Annotated in this window: 26 protein-coding genes; 13 read left to right on the top strand and 13 right to left on the bottom strand. The window is 64.5% G+C overall.

The window, feature by feature from the left end; genetic code table 11:
* Positions 1–3 precede the first annotated feature (3 nt).
* The 5 genes from FDN03_RS07915 to FDN03_RS07935 form a co-directional block, all read right to left on the bottom strand.
* Positions 4–1668 (bottom strand): ABC transporter substrate-binding protein, encoded by a 1665-nt coding sequence (locus tag FDN03_RS07915; protein WP_138175745.1) that lies wholly within the window; start codon positions 1666–1668, stop codon positions 4–6.
* Positions 1669–1783: 115 nt separating this feature from the next.
* Complete coding sequence (locus tag FDN03_RS07920; RefSeq protein WP_138175747.1) at positions 1784–2392, bottom strand: NAD(P)H-binding protein; 609 nt, start codon at positions 2390–2392, stop codon at positions 1784–1786.
* 113 nt (positions 2393–2505) lie between these two features.
* Positions 2506–2838: a DUF202 domain-containing protein gene (locus tag FDN03_RS07925; protein ID WP_138175749.1), complete on the bottom strand. Its 333-nt coding sequence runs from the start codon at positions 2836–2838 to the stop codon at positions 2506–2508.
* Positions 2839–2859: 21 nt separating this feature from the next.
* Complete coding sequence (locus FDN03_RS07930; protein WP_054821840.1) at positions 2860–3240, bottom strand: DUF202 domain-containing protein; 381 nt, start codon at positions 3238–3240, stop codon at positions 2860–2862.
* 116 nt (positions 3241–3356) lie between these two features.
* Positions 3357–4103 (bottom strand): IclR family transcriptional regulator C-terminal domain-containing protein, encoded by a 747-nt coding sequence (locus FDN03_RS07935; RefSeq protein ID WP_171021178.1) that lies wholly within the window; start codon positions 4101–4103, stop codon positions 3357–3359.
* A 119-nt stretch (positions 4104–4222) separates the two neighbouring features.
* Between FDN03_RS07935 and FDN03_RS07940 the strand changes: the two genes are divergently transcribed.
* From FDN03_RS07940 to FDN03_RS07960, 5 genes are all read left to right on the top strand, one after another.
* On the top strand, positions 4223–5149 hold the full coding sequence (locus tag FDN03_RS07940) for an ABC transporter substrate-binding protein (RefSeq protein ID WP_138175753.1): 927 nt from the start codon (positions 4223–4225) through the stop codon (positions 5147–5149).
* Complete coding sequence (locus FDN03_RS07945; RefSeq protein WP_138175755.1) at positions 5146–6006, top strand: amino acid ABC transporter permease; 861 nt, start codon at positions 5146–5148, stop codon at positions 6004–6006. Before FDN03_RS07940 ends, FDN03_RS07945 begins: the two co-directional genes overlap by 4 nt.
* 2 nt (positions 6007–6008) lie before the next feature.
* Entirely contained in the window at positions 6009–6806 is a 798-nt protein-coding gene (locus FDN03_RS07950) for an amino acid ABC transporter ATP-binding protein (protein WP_138175757.1), read from the top strand.
* 44 nt (positions 6807–6850) lie between these two features.
* On the top strand, positions 6851–7693 hold the full coding sequence (locus FDN03_RS07955; protein WP_138175759.1) for an MBL fold metallo-hydrolase: 843 nt from the start codon (positions 6851–6853) through the stop codon (positions 7691–7693).
* A 101-nt stretch (positions 7694–7794) separates the two neighbouring features.
* Positions 7795–8931, top strand: coding sequence for an acyl-CoA dehydrogenase family protein (locus FDN03_RS07960; RefSeq protein ID WP_138175761.1), 1137 nt, complete (start codon positions 7795–7797; stop codon positions 8929–8931).
* Between the two features lie 128 nt (positions 8932–9059).
* On the opposite strand, the gene FDN03_RS07965 is transcribed toward FDN03_RS07960, so the two are convergent.
* A complete protein-coding gene (locus FDN03_RS07965; protein ID WP_138175763.1) occupies positions 9060–9269 on the bottom strand; it encodes a hypothetical protein in 210 nt (69 codons plus the stop codon).
* 213 nt (positions 9270–9482) lie between these two features.
* Complete coding sequence (locus tag FDN03_RS07970; protein ID WP_138175765.1) at positions 9483–10046, bottom strand: MarR family transcriptional regulator; 564 nt, start codon at positions 10044–10046, stop codon at positions 9483–9485.
* 171 nt (positions 10047–10217) lie between these two features.
* Here FDN03_RS07970 and FDN03_RS07975 point away from each other — a divergent pair, with 171 nt between their 5' ends.
* Entirely contained in the window at positions 10218–10682 is a 465-nt protein-coding gene (locus tag FDN03_RS07975; RefSeq protein WP_138175767.1) for a hypothetical protein, read from the top strand.
* Positions 10683–10826: 144 nt separating this feature from the next.
* Positions 10827–11273 (top strand): hypothetical protein, encoded by a 447-nt coding sequence (locus FDN03_RS07980; RefSeq protein ID WP_138175769.1) that lies wholly within the window; start codon positions 10827–10829, stop codon positions 11271–11273.
* Between the two features lie 42 nt (positions 11274–11315).
* On the opposite strand, the gene FDN03_RS07985 is transcribed toward FDN03_RS07980, so the two are convergent.
* Positions 11316–12035: an NUDIX hydrolase gene (locus FDN03_RS07985; protein ID WP_138175771.1), complete on the bottom strand. Its 720-nt coding sequence runs from the start codon at positions 12033–12035 to the stop codon at positions 11316–11318.
* 169 nt (positions 12036–12204) lie between these two features.
* Between FDN03_RS07985 and FDN03_RS07990 the strand changes: the two genes are divergently transcribed.
* Positions 12205–12990, top strand: coding sequence for a 3-hydroxybutyrate dehydrogenase (locus FDN03_RS07990; protein WP_138175773.1), 786 nt, complete (start codon positions 12205–12207; stop codon positions 12988–12990).
* A gap of 18 nt (positions 12991–13008) precedes the next feature.
* Here the strand turns inward: FDN03_RS07990 and FDN03_RS07995 are convergent, their stop codons facing one another.
* Positions 13009–14349 carry an MFS transporter gene (locus FDN03_RS07995; RefSeq protein WP_138175775.1) on the bottom strand — a complete coding sequence of 447 codons (1341 nt, stop codon included), beginning with the start codon at positions 14347–14349 and terminating at the stop codon, positions 13009–13011.
* 273 nt (positions 14350–14622) lie between these two features.
* Between FDN03_RS07995 and FDN03_RS08000 the strand changes: the two genes are divergently transcribed.
* Genes FDN03_RS08000 through FDN03_RS08010 form a run of 3 tightly spaced genes read left to right on the top strand, consistent with a single transcriptional unit; the run spans position 14623 to position 18145 of the window.
* Positions 14623–15495 (top strand): shikimate dehydrogenase, encoded by an 873-nt coding sequence (locus FDN03_RS08000; RefSeq protein ID WP_138175777.1) that lies wholly within the window; start codon positions 14623–14625, stop codon positions 15493–15495.
* The gene (locus FDN03_RS08005) at positions 15495–17336 is read left to right on the top strand and encodes a sugar phosphate isomerase/epimerase and 4-hydroxyphenylpyruvate domain-containing protein (protein WP_138175779.1); all 1842 of its coding nucleotides are present in this window, start codon (positions 15495–15497) and stop codon (positions 17334–17336) included. Before FDN03_RS08000 ends, FDN03_RS08005 begins: the two co-directional genes overlap by 1 nt.
* Positions 17337–17359: 23 nt before the next feature.
* Positions 17360–18145: an IclR family transcriptional regulator C-terminal domain-containing protein gene (locus FDN03_RS08010; RefSeq protein WP_342773560.1), complete on the top strand. Its 786-nt coding sequence runs from the start codon at positions 17360–17362 to the stop codon at positions 18143–18145.
* Between the two features lie 119 nt (positions 18146–18264).
* Here FDN03_RS08010 and FDN03_RS08015 read toward each other — a convergent pair whose 3' ends face one another.
* From FDN03_RS08015 to FDN03_RS08030, 4 genes are all read right to left on the bottom strand, one after another.
* Positions 18265–19512, bottom strand: a complete 1248-nt coding sequence (locus FDN03_RS08015; RefSeq protein ID WP_138175783.1) for a PLP-dependent aminotransferase family protein — start codon at positions 19510–19512, stop codon at positions 18265–18267.
* A gap of 145 nt (positions 19513–19657) precedes the next feature.
* Complete coding sequence (locus FDN03_RS08020) at positions 19658–20074, bottom strand: helix-turn-helix domain-containing protein (RefSeq protein ID WP_138175785.1); 417 nt, start codon at positions 20072–20074, stop codon at positions 19658–19660.
* Positions 20075–20113: 39 nt separating this feature from the next.
* On the bottom strand, positions 20114–21073 hold the full coding sequence (locus FDN03_RS08025; protein WP_138175787.1) for a formylglycine-generating enzyme family protein: 960 nt from the start codon (positions 21071–21073) through the stop codon (positions 20114–20116).
* Positions 21070–21717 carry a TetR family transcriptional regulator gene (locus FDN03_RS08030; RefSeq protein WP_138175789.1) on the bottom strand — a complete coding sequence of 216 codons (648 nt, stop codon included), beginning with the start codon at positions 21715–21717 and terminating at the stop codon, positions 21070–21072. Before FDN03_RS08030 ends, FDN03_RS08025 begins: the two co-directional genes overlap by 4 nt.
* Before the next feature lie 212 nt (positions 21718–21929).
* Here FDN03_RS08030 and FDN03_RS08035 point away from each other — a divergent pair, with 212 nt between their 5' ends.
* Positions 21930–23615, top strand: a complete 1686-nt coding sequence (locus tag FDN03_RS08035; protein WP_138175791.1) for an amidohydrolase — start codon at positions 21930–21932, stop codon at positions 23613–23615.
* A 97-nt stretch (positions 23616–23712) separates the two neighbouring features.
* Positions 23713–24801: an ABC transporter substrate-binding protein gene (locus FDN03_RS08040; RefSeq protein WP_249354430.1), complete on the top strand. Its 1089-nt coding sequence runs from the start codon at positions 23713–23715 to the stop codon at positions 24799–24801.
* Positions 24802–24827: the final 26 nt, after the last annotated feature.

Below are 24827 nucleotides of genomic sequence, written 5' to 3' on the forward strand. Positions count from 1 at the left end.
ACCCTAGCGGTCCAGGAACACGTCGTAGTACACCGGGGTGGAGACTGCGGTGGTCGCGCCCATGCCCTTGACGTCCTTGCCGTAGAGGAAGTGGTTCTGCTGGTCGTACAGCGGCAGCACGTAGTAGCCGCCCAGGATCAGCTCCTGGGCCTTGCGGTACTTCTCGGCGCGTTCGGCCTCATCCTCGGTCTGCTCCGCCTCGGTCAGCAGCTGGTCGATCTGCGGGTCCTTGACCTGGGCGTTGTTCGCGAAGTAGCCCGAGGGGGCCGGCACGGTGGAGTCCGAATGGTAGAGGATGCGCAGCACGCTGGGCCCGACCTTCGTGTACGGCGCGGAGACCAGGTTGTACTCGTGCTTGGCCAGTGCCCCGTACCAGCTGGAGAGGTCCAGCAGGTTGATCTTCACTTCGATTCCGACCTTCTTCGCCGAGGCCTGGATCTGTTCGAACAGGGACTGTTCGGCCGGCACCGACTGATTGGTGGACACCGGGAAGCTGACGCTCAGCCGCTTGCCGTCCTTCACCCGGTAGCCCTCGGCGTCGCGTTGGTTCCAGCCGGCCTCGTCCAGCAGCTGCTCGGCCTTGGCCACGTCCGGGGCGAAGAGCGCCTCCTGGGAGATGCCCAGCGGCTCCACGGAGGAGAGCAGCGAGTAGCTGCGCGGGGCGGTGCCGAAGAACAGGGCGTCGATGCCCGCGTTCACATCCAGCGCGCGGATGAACGCCTCGCGCACCTTGATGCCGTCAAACGGGGCCTTGGCGCTGTTCAGCTCGATGCGGTTTGAGGCGCCCGGGCGCGGGGCGTCCAGGTGCCCCAGCCCGGCGCCCTCGGCCGAGGAGATGGTGTCCGGCTGGGCGTTGTCGATCACGTCGACCTCACCGGAGGACAGGGCCGCGTAGCGGGTGGCGGCCTCCGGGATGAAGCGCCAGGTGATCCCGTCCAGGTAGGCGCTCTGCTGTTCGCGCCCGTCCTGGGGAGCCGGGGAGACATAGTCCTCGTTGCGCACCAGGTGCACCGCGTCCTGGCGGTCCCAGGAATCGACCTTGAACGGGCCGGTGCCCACCGGGGAGGCGCAGTTCGCGGACTGCTCGCGCTCCAGCGCCTTCGGGGACTGGATGGCGGTCCACGGCATGGACAGCGACTCCAGCAGCGCGTTGTCCGGGGTGGACAGGTGCAGTTCGGCGGTGCGCTCGTCCACCAGCTTGATTTGGTCGACCTTGCCCACCGCCAGGTACCCGGTGGAGGAGGCGGTGTCCGGGTCCTGCAGGTGCTCGATGTTGGCCTTGACCGCCTCGGCGCCCAACTTCGTGCCGTCGTGGAAGGTGATGCCGTCACGCACGGTGATCGTGCGCACCAGCCCGTCCTCGGACACGTTCGTGGACTCGGCCAGCCACGGCACGATCTGGCCGTTCGGGTCCTTGGTGAACAGTGTCTCCAGGTACTGCGAGGCCACCAGCGCCTGCGGGTAGTTGCCGCCCACGTGCGGGTCCAGGCACGTTGGTTCGGCGTCCCCGGAGGCGTAGATCAGCGTGCCGCCGGTGACCGGGTCTGCCGATTCGCCCTGCGGGGAGGGGTTGGTGGGGCTGGAACATCCGGCCAGCACGGCCAGGCTCAACGGGATGGACAGCGCGCCAAGGGCCAGGCGCCGGGAACGGGCGGTGCGTTGCTTCAAGGGGAAAATACCTCGTGGGGCGAAAATGATGGATAGTCCTGGGTTCCACAATAGTCACCCGGGCCCGGGCCGGGCATGTCGGGTATTCCAGATCACACCCGGCATGCCCGCGCGCCTACTTCTGGCTGGCCACGGTCATCCGGCGGTTCTCATGGGCCGGGTTCTCCAGCTCATCGAGGATCGCCACCGCGAAGTCCTGGGTGGAGACGAAGTCCCCGGCCGGGGAATCGGTGCCCAGGCTGTAGCTGCCGGTGCGGCGGCCGGAGGCGATTTCCGGAGCCGGGGCGGCCACCGTCCAGGTGATCCCGGAAACGGAGGTGAACATGTCATAGACCTGCGCGCTGGTCTCGGCCTCGGCCTTGTAGGCGTCGGGGAAGTCCGGGGTCTGCAGCAGACGCACCCCGTCAACCTCGGTTGCCCCGGCGCCGCCGACCACCAGCAGGCGGGCCGGGACCAGGGTTTCGGTGATTTCCTCGAAGGCATCCAGGTACTCCTGGTGGTCCCCTCCGGTGCGTGATGGGGGCACCGCGATGACCACTGCGTCATGGCTCTTGCCCAGTTCGCGATAGGTGCCCGCATCGGAGAGCTCGGCACTCACCGCGGTGGCGCCCTGGACCGAGGTTCCCGAACGGGTTACCGCGGTGACCTCGTGTCCGCGGGAGAGGGCTTCGGCGACCACCTGGCTGCCCACGGCCCCGGTGGCTCCGTACACTGCAATCTTCATTCTCGGTCCTTTCGGATTGGCGTGGGCCGGCGGCCCATTCCAGATCAGATTATCCAGTGTGCCGCCAGGCGAACAACGTCCCGGTCATCAAAGGACACCGCGCCCCCGAGGGGTCAGCGCAGCAGCGGGCCGAGCAGTAGAACCAGGGCGGTGGCCCCCAACGCGAGGGTGGCCGCGGCGGTGGCGAACACGGCCACCGCGTCGGCCTGCACCCTTCCGGCCTCCAGCCCGTGGGCCATCCGCCGGTAGCGGCGGCGCTGGGAGAGGAAGATGCCGCCGGAGACCAGCGCGGCAATCCCCACCAACACCAGCAGGGACTGCCCGTAATGTGGCAGCCAACGCAGAAACACGGCGCTGACGACCAGGAAGGAGATCAGGGTGCGGCCCCAGGCCAGCACGGTGCGTTCGGGCTGCAGCCCGGGATCCGAAATGCGCACATCCTTCATGAGTCCTGCCTCCCCGGTGGCCTAGAAGCCATTGGCCAGGATCATCGCCACGGCCGCCACCGCCGCGGCCACCGCCCCGAACCCCAGCAGCGGCACGATCGCCGGAACCGGCAGCGGGGAGTCCTCACGCATCCGGCGCTCGACCCGCAGCCAGCGGAAGGCCGCTCCGCCGGCGATCAGCATGCCGATGCCAATGACAATCAGCGCCAGCCAGGTGCGCAGCGGAGTGGAGAAGGACGCGGCGGTGAAGGCCTCCAGGGCGATGCCGCCAGCCAGGAAGGCCAGGGACGTGCGGATCCAGGCCAAAAACGTGCGCTCATTGGCCAGGGTGAAGCGCGGGTCAGGTTCCTTGCCGCTGGGCAGGAGCCACCGGGCCAGGCGGCTGCGTTCATGGGTGGACATGGTCCTCCTTGGAAGGGGTCGGAAGGGGGTCGCCGGCACGCGGACTGCATCTAAGTTCATCATGTCCGGGGATGGCGGCACCTGAAAAGTGGTTGCAGACGGCAATTATTAACCGGTTATTCGGCCCGCATCCGGGAGGCCGCCAGCTGCAGCGGCTCCAGCACCCGCTGCAGGTAGCTTTCCCGGTCCTCCCGTGCGGTCGGGGTGGGCGCGCTCAGGGCGATGAGCGGCCCCTGGGGCAGCTGCAGGGGAACCGACAGTGTGCGGATGCCCAGGGTGTGTTCTTCTTCCACGAAGCAGTATCCGCGTTGCCGTGCCAGCTCGATCTGCTCCATGATCTGGGTGCTGTCGGTCAACGTGCGCGAGGTCAATTCGATGCGGGTCGAGGACTCGATGATCGCCCGGGCCTCCTCGGTGGGCAACAGGGAAAGCATGGCCCGCCCCATGGCGGTGCAGTAGGCGGGCAGGTGGCGTCCGGCGTTGACCTGGATCGCCAGCTCCTGGGTGGTCTGGGTGGCCAGCACGTTAATGACCTCCCCGTTGGAATATTGGGTGAGGGTCGCGGTTTCGTTGACCGTGTCCGAGAGGTGACGCAGGATCGGTTCGGCCTTGCGGGCGGTTTCATTGGCCGTCAAGTAGGGCTGGGCCAGCTCCAGCAGCTTGGCCCGTGCGCTGAACAATGACCCGTGCTGCGCAAGGTAGCCAAGCTCGGTGAGGGTGGCCAGGTAGCGGCGCACCGCAGCCGGGGCCAGGCCGGTGCGTTCGGCGACTTCGCTCAAGGTGAGCGGAAAACCGGTGAATGCCTTGATCACGCTCAACCCGCGGGCGAAGGACTGTACTCCCGTGGGGGAGTCATGGGGCACGGGCATCGGAATCCTTCCGCAAAGAAACATCAACGCCGCCTCTTGACCTGAGACGACGGTCACAATCATACTTTACGCACACCGAAAAGTATTTTCGCTCTGCGAAGTCAGGGGTTTTCATGCTTCATCGATCATCACGCCTCGCTGCGGCCCTGGCCGGCGCGCTGGCCCTGACCCTGGGGCTCAGCGGCTGCGTCGTGCTGCGCGAGGGCGGGACCGAGCCGGCGCAGAGCGCCGGTGCCCAGCAGGCCTACACCGAGGTGGTGCCGCTGCCCGAAAGCGTCAAGGAGCGCGGCTATCTGGTCTTCGGCTCGCAACTGGCCTCACCGCCCATGAACTTCCCGGCGGACAAGGGCTACCAGGGAATCAACGTCGACGTGGTCGAAGAAATCGGCAGCCTGCTCGGGGTGGAGATCCGCTGGAAGCAGCTGCCGTTCGCCGGGTTGATCCCGGCAGTGAAATCCAAGCAGATCGACGCCGGCATTGACCTGATCGGCGACACCCAGGAGCGGGCCCAGGTCGTGGACTTCTCCAACTACATGAACCAGGCCACCTCCCCGCTGGTGCAGCGCGGCAACCCCCACGGCATCGAATCCGCCGCTGATTTGTGCGGGTTGCCGATCGCGATCGTCCGCGGCGGGGTTCAGCTGGAGCTGGCCGAGGACGAAAACGACAAGTGCCTGCAGGAGGGCAAGAAGCCGATCGAGATCAACCAGTTTTCCGCCCCGGGTGATGCACGGCTTTCCGTGCAGGCCGGACGCACCGCCGCGTTTTTGGGCAACACCCCGGTGATGCGGTATATCGCCGAAAACAAGGCGACCAGCAAGGTTTTCGAGATGGGCGGGGAAGCGACCTACCAGCGCCAGCCCATCGGCATCATCACCGCCAAGGACCGCCGCGATCTGAAGCAGTCCATCCAGTCCGCCCTGGACGTGATGCAGGCCGAGGGAACCGTGGACGAACTGCTGGCCAAATGGGAAATCCAGGACCTGGCGCTGGATGCGCCACAGGACGAGGCGAATGAGGAGACAGGGGCAGGCCAATGAGCACCGTTGAGATTTCACAGCTCAAGGACCCGGTGGCCCGCCAGCGCCACCCCTGGCGGCTGGTGTCCGGGCTGCTGGTGATCGCCCTGGTGATCATGGCCGCCCGCGGCCTGTGGGGCAACCGGGCACTGGATCACTCCACCATCGCCGAGTACCTGACCTACCCCAGCATCATGAGCGGGCTGAAGAACACAATCGTGCTGGCGCTGATCTCCATGGTCATCGGGGTCGTGGCGGGGTTCATCGTGGCGCTGATGCGCCTGTCGCGGAACCCGGTGCTGCGGGCCATCGGCTTCGCGTACGTCGCCATCGTGCGCAGCATCCCATTGCTGCTGCTGATCCTGTTCGTCGGGAACATCTCCCTGTTCTGGTCGGGCATTGACGTGCTGAACCCCATCACCGGCGAGCTCTGGTACAGCTGGGACATGAATGACCTGATCACCCCGTTCGTTGCCTCGATCATCGCGCTGGCGCTGAACGAGGCGGCCTACATGGCCGAAATCATCCGCTCCGGGCTCTCCGCGGTGGACACCGGCCAACAGGAGGCGGCCAACGCCCTGGGGCTGGGGCCACTGCGCACCATGTTCCGGGTCATCCTGCCCCAGGCGCTGCGCATCATCATTCCCCCCACGGGCAGCCAGTTCATCACGATGATCAAGATGACCTCCCTGGTCTCGGTCATCGCCGGCGGCGACCTGCTGACCGAAGCCCAAAACATCGCCGCCACCAACCTGCGCACCCTGGAGCTGCTCGTGGTTGCCTTCCTCTGGTACCTGGTGGTCACCGGCATCGCGACCATTGGGCAAAGCTTCCTGGAACGACGCCTGGCCCGCGGCCAGCGGAAAGGCTCGGTGTAGTCATGGCCCATCCCAGCCCCACCCCCTCAGCGGCCAGCACGAGGCCGCTGCTCGCGGTGCGCGGCCTGCACAAGTTCTTCGGCCCGTTGCATGTCCTCAAGGGCGTGGACCTGCAGGTCAATGAAGGCCAGGTCGCCTGCCTGCTCGGCCCCTCCGGGTCCGGCAAGTCCACGCTGCTGCGGTGCATCAACCACCTGGAGAGCGTGGATGCCGGAAGGATCACCATGGATGGCCAGACGCTGTCCTACTTTGAGCGCGGCGGGCAGATGCACCTGCGCCGACGCCGGGAAATCGACCGGCAGCGCCAGGAGATCGGCATGGTCTTCCAGCACTTCAACCTGTTCCCGCACTACTCCGTGCTGCAGAACATCACCCTGGCTCCCACCCTGCTGGGCAAGTCCAACGCCGCCCAAGCCAAGGCCACGGCCATGGAACTGCTCGAACGGGTCGGTCTGGCCAACAAGGCGAACGCCTACCCGGCGTCCCTATCCGGTGGGCAGAAGCAACGGGTGGCCATCGCCCGGGCCCTGGCCATGAAGCCGCGGGTGATGCTCTTCGACGAGCCGACCAGCGCGCTGGACCCAGAGCTGGTCGGTGAGGTGCTCAAGGTGATGAAGGCGCTCGCCGACCAGGGCATGACGATGATCGTGGTCACCCACGAGATGGCGTTCGCCCGGGAGGTCGGGGACCAGGTGGTGGTCATGGACAACGGGGTGATCCTCGAATCCGGGCCCCCGGCCCAGGTCTTCGACGACCCGAGCCATGAACGCACCCGCGACTTCCTGCGCCATGTCCATTAGCGGCTCCTAGGCATTTGAGAACAACGAACAACCAAAGGCGGATCATGACCACCAAGAGCAAGCTGGTGCTGCTGGGCACCGGGGGCGGGCCCACCCCGAAGATCGAACGCAATGCCGCATGCAACGCGGTCGTCGTGGGCGATGCCACCTACATCATCGACGCGGGCAACGGGGTGGCCCGGCAACTGGCACGCGCCCGGCTGGCCTTCAACTCGCTGCGCGCCGTGGGGATCACCCACCACCACTCGGATCACAACGCGGACGTGGGCACGCTGCTGCACCTGGCCTGGTGCGCCAACCTGGACCGGCCGGTGCAGACCTTTGGCCCGGCCCCCTGGCAGAGCATGTGGGACTCCTTCCTGGACTACGCGCGCCGGGACGTGCAGATCCGCATCGTGGACGAGGGGCGGCCGGACTTCGCCTCGCTGATCAGCGCCCGCAACGTCACCGAGCCCGGCCTGGTGTTCGAAGACGAGCGGGTGCGGATCACCGCGGCGTGGGTCAACCACCCGCCCATCGAGGCGCTGGCCTACCGGATCGACACCGAGGACCGCAGCTACGTCATTTCCGGAGACACCACGCCGTGCGACTCCCTGGTGGAGCTGGCCCGCGGCGCCGACGTGCTGGTGCACGAGGTGATGCACATCCCCAGCATTGATCCCCTGCTGCAACGCTCCAACGGGCAGCGACTGCGCGAACACCTCATCGACTCCCACACCGCCTCCACGGATGTGGGCGCGGTGGCGGCCCGCGCCGAGGTCGGGCACCTGGTGCTCTCACATTTCGTGCCCAGTGCCCCGCAGGTTCCCGACCAGGTTTGGCTGCAAGACGCGCAGCAGGACTTCAGCGGGCCGATCACCGTGGGTGCGGACCTGATGGAAATCTAGGTGCCCCGACCGCGTCCCCGGATTCAGCCCCACCCGCAGCACACGGACAGGATGTAGTCTGGGTCACAAGTAGCCGTTGGTGGTCAGGGAGGGGTTCGGCAATGTTTGAACTGAATGAGGACCAGCAGGCGCTGGTGGAGATGGTTCGGGACTTCTCGGCGGACAAGCTGGCCCCGCACGCCCTGGAATGGGACGCAACTTCCCATTTTCCCACCGATGTGCTGGCCGAGGCCGGGGAGCTGGGGATGGGCGGCATCTACGTCAGTGAGGAACACGGCGGCTCCGGGTTGACCCGCAGCGACGCGGTGCTGATCTTTGAGGAGCTGGCCAAGGCCGATCCAAGCATTGCAGCCTACATTTCCATCCACAACATGGTGGTGTGGATGATCGACGCATTCGGCACCGAACAGCAGCGTTCGCGCTGGCTGCCGGGGATGCTGCAGATGCAGCAGCTGGGCGCATACTGCCTGACCGAGCCCGGGATCGGTTCCGACGCGGCGGCGTTGAGCACCCGGGCCCGGCGCGAGGGCGATGACTACGTGCTCAACGGCGTCAAGCAGTTCATTTCCGGGGCCGGATCAGCGGCGCTGTACATCGTCATGGCCCGCACCTCCCAAGACGGGGCCGCGGGGATCAGCGCCTTCCTGGTGCCCGCGGACGCGCCGGGCCTGTCCTTCGGCGCCAACGAGAAGAAAATGGGGTGGAAGGCCCAGCCCACCCGCCAGGTGATCATGGATGACGTGCGGGTCGGGGCGGACCAGATGCTCGGTGCCGAGGGCCAGGGATTCTCCATTGCCATGCGCGGGCTGAATGGCGGACGACTGAACATCGGGGCATGCTCACTGGGCGGTGGTCAGCACGCGTTGGAAAAGAGCGTGGTCTATCTGAAAGAACGCCAGGCCTTCGGCGGACCGCTGACCCGGCAGGAGGCGCTGGTCTTCGAGCTGGCCGACATGGAGATGCGCCTTGAGGCGGCGCGCACCCTGCTGCGCCGCGCCGCCGCCGCGTTGGACGCCAAGGCTCCGGATGCTGTCCGATTGTGTGCCATGGCCAAACGAATGGCCACAGATGCGGGTTTCAACGCCGCGAACAGCGCCATCCAGCTGCATGGCGGCTACGGCTACCTCAGCGAGTATGGCCTGGAGAAGATTGCCCGCGACCTGCGGGTGCACCAGATCCTGGAAGGCACCAACGAAATCATGCAGTTGATCGTGGGGCGTTCGCTGATCGAGTCCTAGACCGCACGTGGGCTGCAGCGGGGCGGGCCCCGCTTCGCGAAGGCCGTTCGATGAGTTCCCCTGTGCCAGCGTGCGGGCGTGCCGGAACTTCGTTGCCCGCAGGATTCTTGGTGCTGCCACACCCGGTTCTATAGCCAGTAGCTTGGCGACTGGAGGATGCGCTCAAGCAGTTCCTGAACTTCCTGCGCCCGATCTTCCCAATATGCGGAGCCGAGTAGGAGGTCAAACTCCGATTCTCCGGCACGTTGGGCGAACTGGTCGCGGTAATCTTCCAGTGCATTGGACAGGTCGTCGAATTGATCTTTGGTCAGGGTGAGCTGGAGGGTGGTTTTTGGCATCCGCTGATGCTCCTTTCGTCGACTTCCGCGTTGTCTGGGTTGCTCCTTCGCATCTGATGTTGTTGGAAACCTGAAATGCCCCGCAAAGAAGGGCTGATCCGCTCAGAAGCCATCCGCTCATCGGTACCTCCGGCATGCGCGGGCGGGCGCTTTGGCAAAGAACCGCTTCGCGCGGTTGCCGGAGGTTGGAATGACGCTCTAGCGAACCTCGGCTCAAGAGGCGGTATGAGCCGTGGCCGCAGCCTTGGTGCCTGAGGAAGATGGGGCTTTCGGCGTGGTCGGCGTCGACGTGTCGACTTTCTCTACGCTTCGAATCATTCCATGGAGAAATTTGGCCGCTGCGGTGCGTTCATCCGCGGTAAGGCTTTCCACCGCTTCGAGCATTCGCTGATGCATGGGACCAAGAGTTTCACGCACCTCCTGATCCGTGTGCTTGGTGGGCATGATCGCCACCGACCTGCGGTCCTCGGGGTGCACCACACGCTGTGCATAGCCGTCGCGGCACAAGCGGTCAATCAGTGCCGATACCGAGGCGTTGGAGATCTCCAGTTCGCTGGCAAAGTCCTTTTGGCGCAGTATCCGCCCGGATTGATGGGCCTTGAGCAGGAAGCGCAGGGCGAGAAGATCAGTTTCGCCCATTCCCATGGAGTCCCTGGTTGCCGCCCGCATTTTGCGTTCCGCACTTCGATAGCGGCGCAGCAGGTTGAGCAGATCGATCGGCGTGGTTTCCTCGGACCCTTGCGGGTACCAGTAACCGCTGCTTTGAAGTGCGCTCATCGTGGCCTTTCTACTGGAGAGCCGTGTTCTTTAGACCTTGGGATCTACCGGCCAGTCCGTTTTTTCAATCTCCAGCTTGATACATCACAATCTTACATATAGCCTTTCTAACAGTTAGCCAGGCTAAGTGTTATTTTACTATGGAACATCCCGATACACGAGGAGTGAGACATGACAACGAATCATCTTGAGCACCTGGATCACCCTCCGGCCGGGAAGGCCTGGTCACGCAAGTTGTCCGAAGTGGCCCGCTATGCCCGCTACCAGTGTGGGGGACGGGCAGACGTGCATTCCTGCCAGTGCTCAATCACCGGTGACCCGGGTCAACTGGTCATCAATTTTGCGTGCACCGCGACGGACGAGCGATACGTTGCGGATTTGATGCAGTTCGTCAATGACGAACTTCTGCCACAGCTGGAACAAGTCATCGGCATTCAATTTGAGGTGCGGAACCTGCAATTTGCCGTTCAGGGTCAGCATCCCGCCCCCGCCGTGGCGGCAGGGCGGGCGGCCCAAGCTGGCACCGCCGAAGCGGGCTGGCTAATTGATCCCTTCTCGACCGGTGAACAGCCAATTATTGCCTCCCCGGCCCTGCGCAGTGACGCAACGCAGGCACAGAAGAAGATCCTCAGCTAAGCGCACTGCTTCAAACGGTGATTTGCCCGGCGGACGCGAGTCAAAAAGTGACCACAGGCACTCCGCAACGCTGCCGTCCAGACCGCAGTGCAGTGTTTGTAGATTTCTGAAATTAGTCGTTCTTAGAGATAGGGAACCCAAGACATGCCCGGTCGTATCATCAGAACACAGACTGCGCAGCGGGTAGCGCAGGTATTGGCAACAAGCAAGGGCAAAGAGTATTTGGGGCTCTTCGGGTGGAAGGCCGGAGTTCCCATTGTGATGACTCAGGCCTCAGAATCATTGGCTGATGCCATGGGCCTGGCCTCCATCCATGGCCGGGCAGTGTTTATTGCCATGATTGATCGGCACACGGATGAACTGATGATGCTGCACCTGAGCACTCAGCAGCCGGATCTTCGGACCGTTGGTGCGATGCCCCAGGAGATGGGGATGGGTGAATTTTTCGGGAAGCTTACCCAGGCTGATGGCGCCATGACCTTCCGGGTGCCGCAGTGGAAGTACTCGGTCGTGGCGCACAAGATACCTTCCCACGAAGTCCTTCGCGAGGTCGTGTCCCAACGGGGGTACCGCTTTGCCAGCATGCGCTAGCAGGACCGCCTCAAGCCTTGATGCTGGCCCGCGCCTGCCCGGTCATCGCCCGCGGCCCCGGTCTGCTGCGTTGAGCGCCGCACCTTCCGTGGGCAGGTGCGCAGGCGGCACGGGGCTGACCGGTTCGCGCCGGTCAAGCACCTCGGGCAGGGTACCGCCATTCATGACCGCCAGCAGGGTGGCCCGCGTGGGAGCCATCAGCCGCAACCTGCCGGAGTCGGTGTCCTTCAGCAGCTGGCGAGGCGTGATCCAATGCGAATCCAGGGCTTCGGTGGTCTGGTGCCGCGGCTGCTGGCCAGCGTCGAGTCCGGCCACATAGAAGAAGGTGTCAAAACGCTTTGGGTGGCCGAGCGGGGTAATCCAGTTCGCCCACGGCACCAGCTGGCGGGGGTGCAGGCGGGCGCCGGTTTCCTCCCAGACCTCCCTGATGGCCGCGGCCGCCACCACGGCGGAGGCGAAGTGCGATTGCTGTTCGCCCAAGGCCCACAGCGAGGTGTTCCGCCACAGCTGGGCGTGTCCGGCAGCCACCGGTTCGGGAATCGTGTCTACCGCCGCCGCGTCTTGCTCGTCGACGCGCCCGCCGGGGTACACGACCACCCCGGGGGCAAAATCCATGGTCCGGGTCCGGTGCTGGATAAAGACCTCCAGCCCGTGGACCGATTCCCGCAGCAGCAGCACGCTGGCGGCCCGTTGCACCGTTACCGCCTCGTGCGCCGCCCGCTGTGCCGCGGTGCGCTGCGGTTCTGGCCAGTTCTGCTCCATGGCTCCCAGTATGGCCGATCTGGACGGTGAGTGCCGCCTTGGCGTGGGGCACCGGGAGTAGCCGCGCACCGCGGCTTTGCAAAAATACACCGCGCCGGGGTGTTGTTCCTGCCGCGAGGCTTGGCACGATGGGAATCAAGAGGACGCCGTACCCCGGAAGGAAAATGCCATGACAACCAATGAAACCGCCCGTGGGCAGGTACCGGGCAATGAAGGGCTCGCCGGGCGTCGGGCGATTGTCACTGGCGGGGGCGGCGGCATCGGCCTGGCCTGCGTGCGGGCCCTGGCCCGGCGCGGAGCGCAGGTGATCGTGGCCGACCGGGACGAGGCCGCGGCCAGCGCGGCCGCGGCCGAGGTGGGCGGGGAATCATGGGTGGTGGATCTGTCCGACACCCGGGCGCTGGAGACCCTGGAGTTATCGGCAGACATCCTGGTCAACAATGCCGGGGTGCAGCGGGTCGCGCCGATCCATGAATTCGATCCGCAGGACTGGCGGCTGATCCACCGGTTGATGCTCGAGGCCCCGTTCCTGCTGATCCGAGCGGTGCTGCCGGGCATGTATGAGCGAGGTTTCGGGCGCATCATCAACATTTCCTCGGCCCACGGGCTGATTGGCAGCGCCTACAAGTCCGCCTACGTGGCCGCCAAGCACGGGCTGGAGGGGCTATCGAAGGTCACCGCCCTGGAAGGTGCACAGCACGGGGTCACCAGCAACTGCATCAACCCCGGTTATGTGCGCACCGCCCTGGTGGAGCGCCAGGTCGCCGACCAGGCCGCGGCGCACTCCATCCCCGAATCCGAAGTCATCGCCAAGGTGATGCTCACCGAAAGCCCGATCAAGCGCCTGGTGGAGCCCGAGGAGGTGGCCGAGCTGGCCGCATGGCTGGCCGCCGGGCCGGCGGCCATGGTCACCGGGGCCAGCTACACCATGGACGGGGGCTGGACCGCGCACTAGCGCCGCGGCCCAACCACCCTAGCCGGCGACCTTCTGCACCCGGTGTCCCAGCTGGTGGGTGGGCACCCGGAAGGTTTCCCGGGCGGTCAGCGCCGAGATGCTGGCCACCAGGGCGACCGCGGCGGTGAACAGGCTGATCTGCACCCAGCCCCCGGGCTCCAGTCCACCCATCGCCGCAACGATCGAGGGGGCGAAGCCGGCCATCAGGAATCCGAGCTGGGTGCCGATCGCCAGGCCGGAGAAGCGCACCTGGGAGGAGAACATCTCCGCATAGAAGCTGGGCCATACCGCATTGGCGGCCGCGTAGGCGCAGGAGAAGACCAGCAGGGACAACGCGAACTGCAGCAGCGTGTTGCCGCCTTCCATGGAACGGATGTAGAAGGGCATGAAGGCGGCCGAACCCAGTGCGCCGTAGATGTACACCGGTTTGCGTCCGATCTTGTCGGCCAGCATGCCAAAAAGCGGCTGGGTGAACAGCGCACCGATGTTGCCCACGACCACCAGCCACAGGGTGATCGACTCATCCAGGTGGCCGATGGTCTTGCCGTAGGAGATCGCCAGGGTGCCGTAGACGGTGGAGACGGCGGCGATGAACGCGCACAGGATCACCCGCAGCACGTCCCTCCAGTGGAAGCGCAGCAGTACGCCCAGCGGCAGCTTGGCGATTTCATTGTTCTTCTTCGCGGCCTCGAACTCCGGGGTCTCGTGCAGGGAGCGCCGGATGAAGTAGGTCACGATGACCACCACGGCCGAAAGCCAGAACGGGATGCGCCAGCCGATGCCGAACTTGATCTCATCGGGCAGGGCCACCACGGGGATGAACACCAGGGCGGCCAGGATCTGCCCGCCCTGGGTGCCGGTCAGCGTCCAGGAGGTAAAGAAGCTGCGGCGGTGATCCGGGGCGTGTTCCAGGCTCAGTGAGGAGGCCCCGGCCTGCTCGCCCGCGGCGGAAAGCCCCTGCAGCAGCCGGGCCAGCACCAGCAGGATCGGCGCCAGCCAACCCACCTGGTCGAAGGTCGGCAGGCAGCCGATGGCGAAGGTGGCCGCCCCCATCATCACCAGGGTGAACATCAAGACCTTTTGTCGGCCAATCCGGTCCCCGAAGTGTCCGAGGATCACCGCACCAATGGGTCGGGCGATGTAGGCGAAGCCGAAGGTTGCCAGGGACATCACCGCGGCATTGGTGTCCGCGTCGGGGAAGAAGATGTGCGGGAAGATTAGGGCCGCGGCGGATCCGAAGATGAAGAAGTCATAGTATTCGACGGCGCTTCCCATGAAGCTGGCCAATGCCGCCTTGACCGGCGTGCGCTGGGGGACCGGCGGATTGCTGGCGTCCGCCCCCTGGTGGATGTGTGACATCAAGATCTCCTCGAATCAGGTCCTGGGTCCTACTGAAATTCTACGCTTGTGCGCTATGCGTACACTTGTGCGTAAAACGTACATGGATATAGAGTAGAGCTAAATCACAATCGAGACAATCCCCTTCGCCGCAACGTCCGCATCGCGGTCCGGCACCAGCGATTGCCACGCCACCGGACGCTGTCTGAAGATGGAGGCAGGGCCAGCAGCAACTGACCCGCCCCATCCGGCGGGCCGGGTGAAGGGTTGAAGAACGAGAATGGGGAGCACCCGGTGAGCACCACAGCACAGTCCTATCTGGTCGGTCTGATCGGCGACGGCGTCATGCCCTCGCTGACCCCGCCGCTGCATGAACGCGAAGCCGATCAGCACCGGCTGCGCTATCTTTACCGGCCCATTGACCTGACCGAAATCCATCGCCCCGCCCAGGACGTGGGGCAGCTGCTGCGCGCCGCCGCGGAGCTGGGCTACAACGCCTTCAACATCACCCACCCCTGCAAGCAGCTGGTGATGGAACACCTGGATGAGATCAGCCCGAACGCCGCCAGCATCGGGGCCGTGAACACCGTGGTGATCCGGGACGGGAAGTTCCACGGGCACAACACCGACGCCTCCGGGTTCGGCTGGGCACTGGCCACCGGGCTGCCGCAGGTGCCGCTGGAGACCGTGCTGCAGCTGGGGGCCGGCGGTGCCGGGGCGGCCGTTGCCTACGCACTGCTGGATTCCGGGGTGCGCCACCTGATCCTCGTTGACCCGGATGAGCAGCGCGCCCGGCAACGCGCCGCCGCGTTGAGCCAGAATTTCCCTAACCGGCAGATCAGCACCGCCACGCCGCAGCAGGCTCCGCAGCTGCTGGCGCAGGTGGACGGGCTGCTGAACGCCAGCCCGATTGGCATGCACCATCATCCGGGCCTGCCGCTGGAACTGACAAACCTCGAACCTCGCCACTGGGTGGCGGACTGCGTCTACCGTCCGGTGGACACCGAACTGATCACTACCGCGCGGGAACGCGGCTGCCGGGTGCTCGATGGCGGCAACATGGCCGTGGGTCAGGCCGTGGACGCGTTCGAGATCATCACCGGAATCCGCCCCGATGCCGTCCGGATGCGTGAACACCTGCTGCAGATGCTGGAGGCCGGACTCTGATGCGCACCTCCATCGCCACCGTCTGCCTCTCCGGCACCCTGGAGGAAAAGATGCTCGCCTGCGCCAAGGCCGGGTTCGACGGCATCGAGATCTTTGAACAGGACCTGACCGTCAGCCCCAAGTCCCCCGAGGAGGTCCGCGCCCTGGCCCAGCGCCTGGGACTGAGCCTGGACTTGTTCCAGCCGTTCCGCGACTTTGAAGGGGTGGACCCGGCCACGCTGGCGGCCAACCTGCGCCGGGCCGAGGAAAAGTTCAAGCTGATGCAGCGCCTGGGCATGGATCTGATCCTGCTCTGCTCCAATGTCGCCACCGCCACCATCAACGATGACGAATTGTTTGCCGACCAGATCCGCCAGTTGGCCGACCTGGCAGAGCGCTACCAGGTGCGCATTGCCTACGAGGCGCTGGCCTGGGGCAAGTACGTGAACACCTACCAGCACTCCTGGCGCATCGCCCAGCTGGTGGACCGGCCAAACGTGGGGATCTGCCTGGACTCCTTTCACATCCTCTCCCGCGGGGATGACCCGGCGGACATTGCCCGGATCCCGGGGGAGAAGATCTTCTTTGTCCAGTTGGCCGATGCCCCGGCCATGAAACTGGATGTGCTCTCCTGGTCCCGCCACTACCGGGTGTTCCCGGGCGAAGGCGGCTTCCAGCTGGATCAGTTCATGGCCCAGCTGGTGCGCTCGGGCTATGACGGGATCATGTCGTTGGAAATCTTCAATGACGTCTTCCGCCAATCCAATGTCGTGCGCACCGCCGTGGACGGGCTGCGCTCACTGATCTGGCTCCAGGACCGCACCATGGAACTGATGGGCAGCGAAGCCAACGGCTACCCGTTGCAGCTGCGCGCCCTGCCCGAGGCGCAGGCGCCGGAAGGGTTCGACTACGCCGAGATCCGAACCGAGGACCCTGAACTGGTCGCCGGGATGCTGGCCCAACTGGGCTTCAGCTTCCACGGCCAGCACCGGCGCAAGCCGGTCCAGCTGTGGAAGGCCGGCAACGCGCGCATCATCATCAATACCCAGCGCAGCCGCGGGGTCACCGCCCAGGTCTCGGGCTTCGGGATCCAGGTGCCCGACGCGCGGCCGAGTACCGAGCGCGCCCGAGCACTGCTGGCCCCGGTGGTCCCGCGCCACCACACCAGTGACGAACAGGAGCTGACCGGGTTCCTCGCCCCGGATGACACCGAGGTCTTCTTCTCCAGCCCCCAGGCCACCGCCGCCTGGGAGGCGGAATTCGGGGTTGGCACCCCGGCCACCCCGGCCGGGCCGATCACCGGAATTGACCACGTGAACCTCGCCCAGCCGTGGCAGGCATTCGATGAATCCGTGCTGTTCTACACCAGCACTTTGAACCTGCAGGCCATCGCCGGAACCGAGGTCCCCAGCCCCATGGGACTGGTGCGTTCCCAGGTGCTGCGCACCCCCGACGCCGCGGTGCGCCTGGCCCTGAACATCGTGCCCCAGGGCCTGGAGGCGACCATCGAGCGCAACCACGAATACCCGGAGCACATCGCGGTGGCCACCACCGACATCATCGCGCTGGCGCGCCGGGCGGTGCAGGCCGGCATGGAGTTCCTGCCGGTGCCGGAAAATTACTATGAGGACCTGGCTTCCCGCTTCGAGCTGTCCGAAGAGCAGCTGCAGACGCTGCGCGAACTGAATCTGCTCTTCGACCGGGACGAGCACGGCGTGTTCCTGCATTTCTACACCGCCACCGTGGGCAATCTGTTCTTCGAAGTCGTGGAACGCCGTGACGGCTACGATGGGTACGGGGCGCCGAACGCCCCGATACGGCTGGCGGCGCAGTTCGAAAGGAACCGCCTCACCGGTCGATAACCAACGACAAAGTGGAAGCGGGGATGCTGCGCGTGGCCGAACAACCGGACTACTACGTGAAGTCGGCCGAGAAGACCCTGGCGGTGCTGCTGGCCTTCTCCGCGCAAAGCGACCCCCTGACCGTGTCCCAGGTGGCCGCGGCCACCGACGTCACCCGGGCCACCGCCCGGCGCTTCCTGCTGACCCTTGTGGATTTGGGCTACCTGGAAAGCGTGGGCAACGCGTTCCGCCAAACCCCCAGGGTGCTGGACATCGGGGCCTCCTACCTCTCCGGGCTGACGCTGCCGCAGGTCGCGGCCCCGCACCTGCAGCGCCTGGCCCGCGAGCTGGAGGAAACCACCTCGCTGTGCGTGCTGGACGGGCAGGACATCCTGTACGTCGAGCGGGTGCTTTCCCCGCGCCTGCACTCGCTGAACACCGCCATCGGCAACCGGATGCCCGCCTGGGTCACCTCCATGGGCCGGGTACTGATGGCGGGGCTGCCGCACGATGAACGGGAACGGTTCCTGTCGCGGATCGAGCTGACCCATTACACCTCCAAAACCGTGGCGAGCATCGATGAGCTGCGCGAGGAGCTGGAACTGGTGGCGGACCAGGGGTGGTCGATGGTCGCCCAGGAGCTGGACGAGGGGCTGCGCGGTCTGGCGGTTCCGGTGTATCGCGGCCAGCAGCTGCTCGGGGCCCTGAACGTCTCCGTGCAGCCCGGGCGGGTTGGCTCGGATTCCATTACCGAGCAGATGATTCCCCTGATGCTGCAGACCGCCCGGGACATTGCTGATGACTTCGGCGGGCGGATCGCCGCGAACTAGCTGCGGCAACCCTCCTTGGCCAGGAGACGCGCAGGCCGCAGAGCGGCGGCTGGGCCGGACAGCGGGCCGTGGACGAGCGGTGCAACGGCAATGCGCCCTGCTCATCCACGGCTGGGCGGCTAGGCGGAAAGCGCCGCAATCTCCTGTTCAAGCAGGGCCGAAAGGCGCTTCACGCCCTCGGTGATGGTCGGCTCGTCCACCGCGCAAAATGCCAGGCGCAGTTTGTTGCTGGACTCTTCTCCCGGGCTGAAGGCAGCGCCGGGGATGAAGATGACCCCGGACTTCACGCCCTCCTGCAGCAGTTGGTAGGTGTCGATGCCCTGCGGCAGGGTCAGCCAGATGAAGAACCCGCCTTCCGGGCGGGTGTAGCTGATACCCTCTGGCAGGTACTGCTCCAGTGCGCTGAGCATGGCATCACGGCGTGCCGCATACAGCTGGCGGTAGTCATCGATCTGGCCCCGCCAGTCGTGTTCCTTCAGGTAGTCGCTGATGATCATCTGATTCAGCGTCGGCGGGCACAGCGCCACCGCCTCCCCGGCCAGGTAGAAGCGCCGGAACAGGTGCGTGGGAACCGCGGCCCAGCCAATGCGCAGGCCGGGGGAGAGGATCTTGGAAAACGAGCCCATGTAGATGACGTTCTGCGGATCCATGCTGCGCAGCGTGGGGGCGGGCTCGCCCTCGTAACGCAGCATGCCGTACGGGTTGTCTTCCAGCACCAGCACTCCGGCGGCGCGGCAGATGTCAACGACGCGTTGGCGCCGTTCGGCGGCCAGGGTGATCCCCGAGGGATTGTTGAAGTTCGGGATGGTGTACAGGAACTTCACCCGTTCCCCAGCAGCGCGTAATTCCTCGATGCGACGTTCCAGGGCTTCGGGGACAATTCCGTCCTCGTCGGTCAGCACCGGGGCTGCCTTGACCTGGTAGGCCTCAAAGGTGTTCAGGGCCCCGACATAGGTCGGGTCCTCGCAAAGCACGGTGTCGCCGGGATCGCAGAAGACCTTGCAGGCCATGTCCTGGGCCGACTGGGAACCGTTGGTCACCACCACGTCATCGAAGTCGACGTTGTGGATGCCTTCGGCCGCCATGACCTCCAGAATCTGGCCGCGTAGCTCCTCGGTGCCCAGGCCCGAACCGTATTGCAGGGCCACCGCCCCCTGCTCAACGATGATGCGCCGGGCGATCTCGCCCAGCTTCGCCAGGGGAAGGGACTGCAGGTAGGGGTTGCCTCCGGCAAGGGAAACGAGTGAGGGGTCCAATGACAGCTCGAAAACGTCGCGGACGGCCGACTGTTTGATGCCGGCGGCGCGTTCGGAGAACAGGGTTTCGTGCTGGGCGATAATGGACTCGTTGGCGGGTGAGACCGACATGGTGCTCCTCAACTAGCGTGGCGTGTCGGCGGTGGCGTCCGGGAAGCCCGCGCGAGGAACCCGGTGGGCGGCGACACTGCCGAAGTTTTCCGATGAACTACTTAAGTATTCTGACAGGAAAACGCACGCTTGGCACTAGTTGGCGTCAATTCTGGCTTTTGTCATCCTGCTGACCGGTCGGGGGTTGTTCGCGGCTGGCCAGCCAGGCCTCAATGCTGGCCGGGCGGATCCGGCGGTGCGTCCCCCGATACTCAACGGGAATGATGCCCGAATCGGTCAGCTTGCGAAGATAGCTGTTGGAGATGCCGGCCATCTGCGCGGCCTGCGAGGTATTGAGCAGCAGCTCGGGGGTACCGATGCTGACCGCTTCTCCTTCCGAAAGCCGGCGCAGCGCCTCCAACAGGACCTGTTGTGCGGCGGCTGGCAGCTGCAGGGCGGTTCCGTTGACGAAAACCGTCGTGTCTTGTGCCTCAGCCAGGGCGCGGGCCAGCTTCTTGGCCTGTTTATCTTCTAGCGCGTCGAAGGTGCGCACCTTACTTAATGCAGCGGTGGGGGAAGCCATGCTTCCATCTTGCCCCAGTTGCCGATGGGCCGCACTGCTTCACCTATTGACGGTACGAAAACCGGTATTGCTGCTGGCAGAGTCGGGCGAATTATGACTGCGCGCCGACACGCGGTAGCGGTTGCAGTAGGAATCATGGCAGAGGTGGGAGCCGCCGCGAAGAACCCTCCCATCTCCGATCGTGGGGCCGGTCGGATCCTTGAGTGGGCTACTGCGATAGTACTTGGGAAGGAACCAATCGCTGCACCATTCCCATGCGTTCCCGGCAACGTCGAAGAGTCCTACGGGGTTGGGCGGATAGCTTTCGACCGGAGAAGTGCCTGTGTAGCCGTCCTCGGCGGAATTGTGCTGGGGGAAGTTCCCCTGCCAGATGTTGCACTGATGTTGACCTCCCGGCATCAATTCGTTGCCCCACGCGTAGCGCTGCCCCTCGACCAACCCACGCGCGGCGTATTCCCACTGGGCCTCGGTGGGCAGCGCCCGTCCAGCCCAGCGGCAGTAGGCCATCGCGTCATTCCATGAAACCTGGACGACCGGATGATCCGCGAGGTCCTGCCAGGAAGAGCCGCGGCCGGTGGGATGGCGCCAGTTCGCTCCGCGAACCCCGAGCCACCAGGATGTCCCCGTTGCGGATCCGATGACATCGGAGCTCGGTGCGCTGAGATATCCGCGAAAGACTGCTGAGTATCCGAGCCGCTCAGATTCCGTTAGGTAGCCGGTGGCTTCAGTAAAACAAGCAAATTGCTCGTTGGTAACCAAGGTGGCGTCCATGGAAAATCCAGAAACCTGAACCCGGTGTAGTGGCAACTCACCGTCGGCTGGATAACCTTCAGCAAAATGGTCGCCCATCTCGAAGCTGCCGGAGGGCAGATGAACTTGAGCTAGCGGATGCAGTCCAGGAGATCGACCGTTTAACTGCACCGAACCGGACGGTGGGCCAACGGCTGTGGGTCCTGATGGTGCCCCAGTTGCTCTGGGACTCGGGTGACAACAGCTCATGATCGTGGGGCCGGCTCGGTATGTGGGGCGTCGATTTGCAGGTGCAGCAAATGCTTGACGGAATCGCAGAGCGCGTCGATGAGCCGATTGGTGCGTTCCTCATCCGGATCCGAAAGATGCTGCAGACTGATGCCGTCGATCCCTGCGATCACCATCCGCGAGACGGTATCAAAATCGATATGGGCAGCTTCGCCCATTGCTTCAGCGGCACTGCGGAAGATCGCGCTGGTGGAGGCGATCCATGCGCCATACATGGAACGATTGATCGTCCTTGCCGCGGCAATTTCCTGTTCATCCACGAGTCGGGTTGAACGCAGCAGCAGTTCAAAGGTCGTGACCTGCTCATGCGGGGCGGATAGCATGCGCCGCCAGATACGCCGGATGTGTCGTTCAACCGCGTCATCCAGACTCGTGGGACCGGGCATCGGGTCAAGCTCGCGCGCGTAGTCCCGGCTTAGGTAGTTGTAGACCTCGTTGAGTAGTTCATCCTTGTTCCGGAAACAGTAATGCAGGGCAGCGAGTGGGGCGCCTGCTTCAGCGGCTATTCGACGGGTCGTTGCCGCTGCCATTCCCTCAGCTGCGATGACGCGGGCAGCAGCTTCGATGAACTGACGGCTACGCTCTTCGACCGAAACTCGCGCCATACTTCATTCCTTTCATTGCCCGGCCGGGAAAGATCCACGCCTGATATGACCCTAACCCAAGCACTGTTTCTCGCTGTTCATCAGCCGATGAAGCACTGATTTTTAACATTTTCCAACAAAAGCTGGTCAACTGACTAAGTCATTTGACATACTACTGGAAGTTGTAAGGCGGATCACATTCCGTTGGCGAGAATGACGAGGGAGGCGACGGCATGGCGGCACAGTTGATCGTGCACGGAGGAGTTGTACCTGAGCTCGGTCTTGACTCTGGGGCAAATGCTACGGAGGTGGCCGGAAGGCCGAGCGCGGTTGCGATGAGCGATGGCCGAATCACTGCCGTCGGTGGTGACGAATTGCTGCAGCTGGCCGATGGATCGACGAGGATCATCGATGCACAGGGTGGGGCAATCTTGCCCGGCATCAATGATGGTCACCTGCATTTTGCCGCCAGTGCGATGACCCGATACGCGCACCTTCAGCTCAAGGATGCGCAGTCCTGGCAAGAAGTCGTTGACCGCATTGAGGCAGCTTCCCCCGACCCCGGCGGCTGGGTACGCGCTGCCGGATGGGATGAAGCGGTGCTGGGAACCGATGGCAGCGAGAACCTGGCCACGGCTCGGCCTGATACACCGGTAGTTGCCTTCGATGCCTCCGGCCACCAAGTGATGGTGAACGGTGAAGCGCTCCGTCGCCTGGATCTGGGAGAAAAAGTTCCGGACGTGCCTGGGGGAGTAGTGGGTCGAAACCACGACGGCAGCGTCAATGGCCGATTCGCAGACGCGGCCATGCGCCTGGTCAACGATTCCCTGCCGCCATTTGCCGAAGACCAACTGCGCCAAGCGTTCCTGCGGTTCCAAGATGAACTGCATATGCTGGGCGTCACTTCACTGACGGATCCCGGACTGGGGCCCGGAGGTCGAACTCTCATGGCTGCCAGCTGTGACACGCCATCGTTGCAGATCCTGACGGAGCTCGCACGGGATGGCCTGCTGAGCTTGCGGGTGAATTGCCTGCTGCTCTTTGCTGGCACCGGCGGTGAGTCGGCGCAGTCGGTGCGCGAGGGGCTTGAGAGCGCTCTACCCGCCCTGGCCGAAGATGTTGACCCCTTGCGCCTCCGTATCGCAGGGGTCAAGGTTTTCGCTGACGGCATCCCACGCTCAGGCACAGCTTGGTTCCATGACGAGTATCTGCTCCCCTGCGGCCACGGACACGGCGCATTGGTGCTTGAGGGAACGAGCGACGAAGATCGCGTCGACCAGTTTCGTGCGATTCTTGCACACATCGACGCCGCAGGTTTGCAGGCCGGTGTCCATGCCACCGGAGACGCGGCCACCGAGGCGTTTATCGAGGCCGTCGAGTCACTACCGGATCCGCGCGGGGCCAAAAACAATCGGCACTACGTCATACATGGAGCATTCGCTGACAACTCCGTTCTGCAACGCATGGCCCGAGCCGGTATCGGTTACAGCACCAATCCCTCGATCCGCTCGGAAGCTGGAGCGCTGATGCAAAGGCTCCTCGGACAGCAACGCTTCGAAGCGCAACAGCCCCTGGCCACAGCGGCAGAACGGGGAGTCGGTGTTTCATTGGCTTCCGACTCACCGGTGACCAGCCCCGACTGGCGCCAGAGCGTTATTGCCGCAGTTACCCGCAATACCAGCGCGGGACCGGGAGACGGGGAGCCGGAACGGCTCACCCAGGCCCAAGCCTTGGCGATGATGACCCAAACTCCAGCCTGGCAAGACCACGCTGAGCAGGACAAGGGCTGGATCCGTGAGGGATATCTAGCCGACCTGTGCATTTTGCGCGACCCGCTCAGTGCCCGGGTGGAAGAGCTGCTGAATAACCCCACCAGCTACACCATCGTGGGCGGGAACGTCGTCTACGAACGGGGCTGAAGGCCGGGAACCCCGGTCGTATCAGGCAATTGCTGGCAACGCCCACCGGGACCTCGCAAAAGATTGCCACCGTCACGGTTCAGGCGCAGAGCCGCTTGTGGGTCCGAACCATTTTCCCGATCAGGGGCGCGAGCCCAACTGCGCATCATTTACACCACTGATTTCTCACCCGATAGGTACCTCCATGAAAACGAAAACACTTGCAGTTGTTGTTACCTCACTGGCCTTGGGGGCCAGCCTCACCGCATGTTCCTCTCAGGATCAGGCGGCAGCCGAGCCGAACGCGGACGGGAACATTACGCTGAACGTCGGCACCATCGGCATTGCCTCCGACGCTGCGATCAACACCGCCATTGAGAAGGGCTACTTTGCCGACGAGGGCCTCGAAGTGAAGACCACCGTCGTCGCAAACCCGCCAGCGGGCATCGCTGCAGCCCAATCCGGTCAGCTGGACCTGGCATATACCCCTTCCATCCCGCTGATCAACGCAATGTCCCAATCCGTGAATCTCAAGGTGGTCGGTCCCGCTGACGGTTACGACGCCGCAGCCCTGAAGGATGAGGCACCGGCCAAGGTCGATGACACGGGCCTCTTCGTGCGCCCCAACAGCGGGATCAGCCGAGCCAAGGATCTGGAAGGCAAGAAGGTGGCAGTGCCAGCTCGAAAGGCCCAGCTGGAAGTCACCATCGCCAACATGGTGAGCAAGGACGGTGGAGATCCTTCAAAGATCAACTGGATGGTGCTCGACCCCGCCAGCTCGCTGCAGTCGTTGCAGCAATCACGGGTAGATGCCGCCGGCCTCGTTGCCCCGTTCTCTACAAATGCCGGGGCCGAGGGCATGGAACTGCTCGGGAGCCCAGGACTGGAATTCTTCGGGCCCGGCGCCGTGGGCCTATGGGTTGCCGGCAGCGAAAAGGTGGAGCAGAACCCCGAAGCCATGGCCGGTTTCCAACGTGCCATTGTGAAGGCCAACGCCTATGCCAATGAGCACCAGGAGGAAATGGAGAAGAAGGCCGCCAAGATCACCGGGATCGATGAGCAAACCATCAGCACCGGGGCGGATAACTACTGGCCATCCGAAGTTGCCCTTGATGACCTGACCCACGTGGATGAACAGTTGGTGCAGCTCGGTTACCTTCCGAAGGGAGTGGATCTTGATGACTCCGTCATCTTCAGTGCAAACTAGCCCGCGGATGAGCGGTCGGAGGGCAA

The organism is Glutamicibacter sp. V16R2B1 (genome assembly GCF_005774635.1).
GTDB lineage: Bacteria > Actinomycetota > Actinomycetes > Actinomycetales > Micrococcaceae > Glutamicibacter > Glutamicibacter creatinolyticus.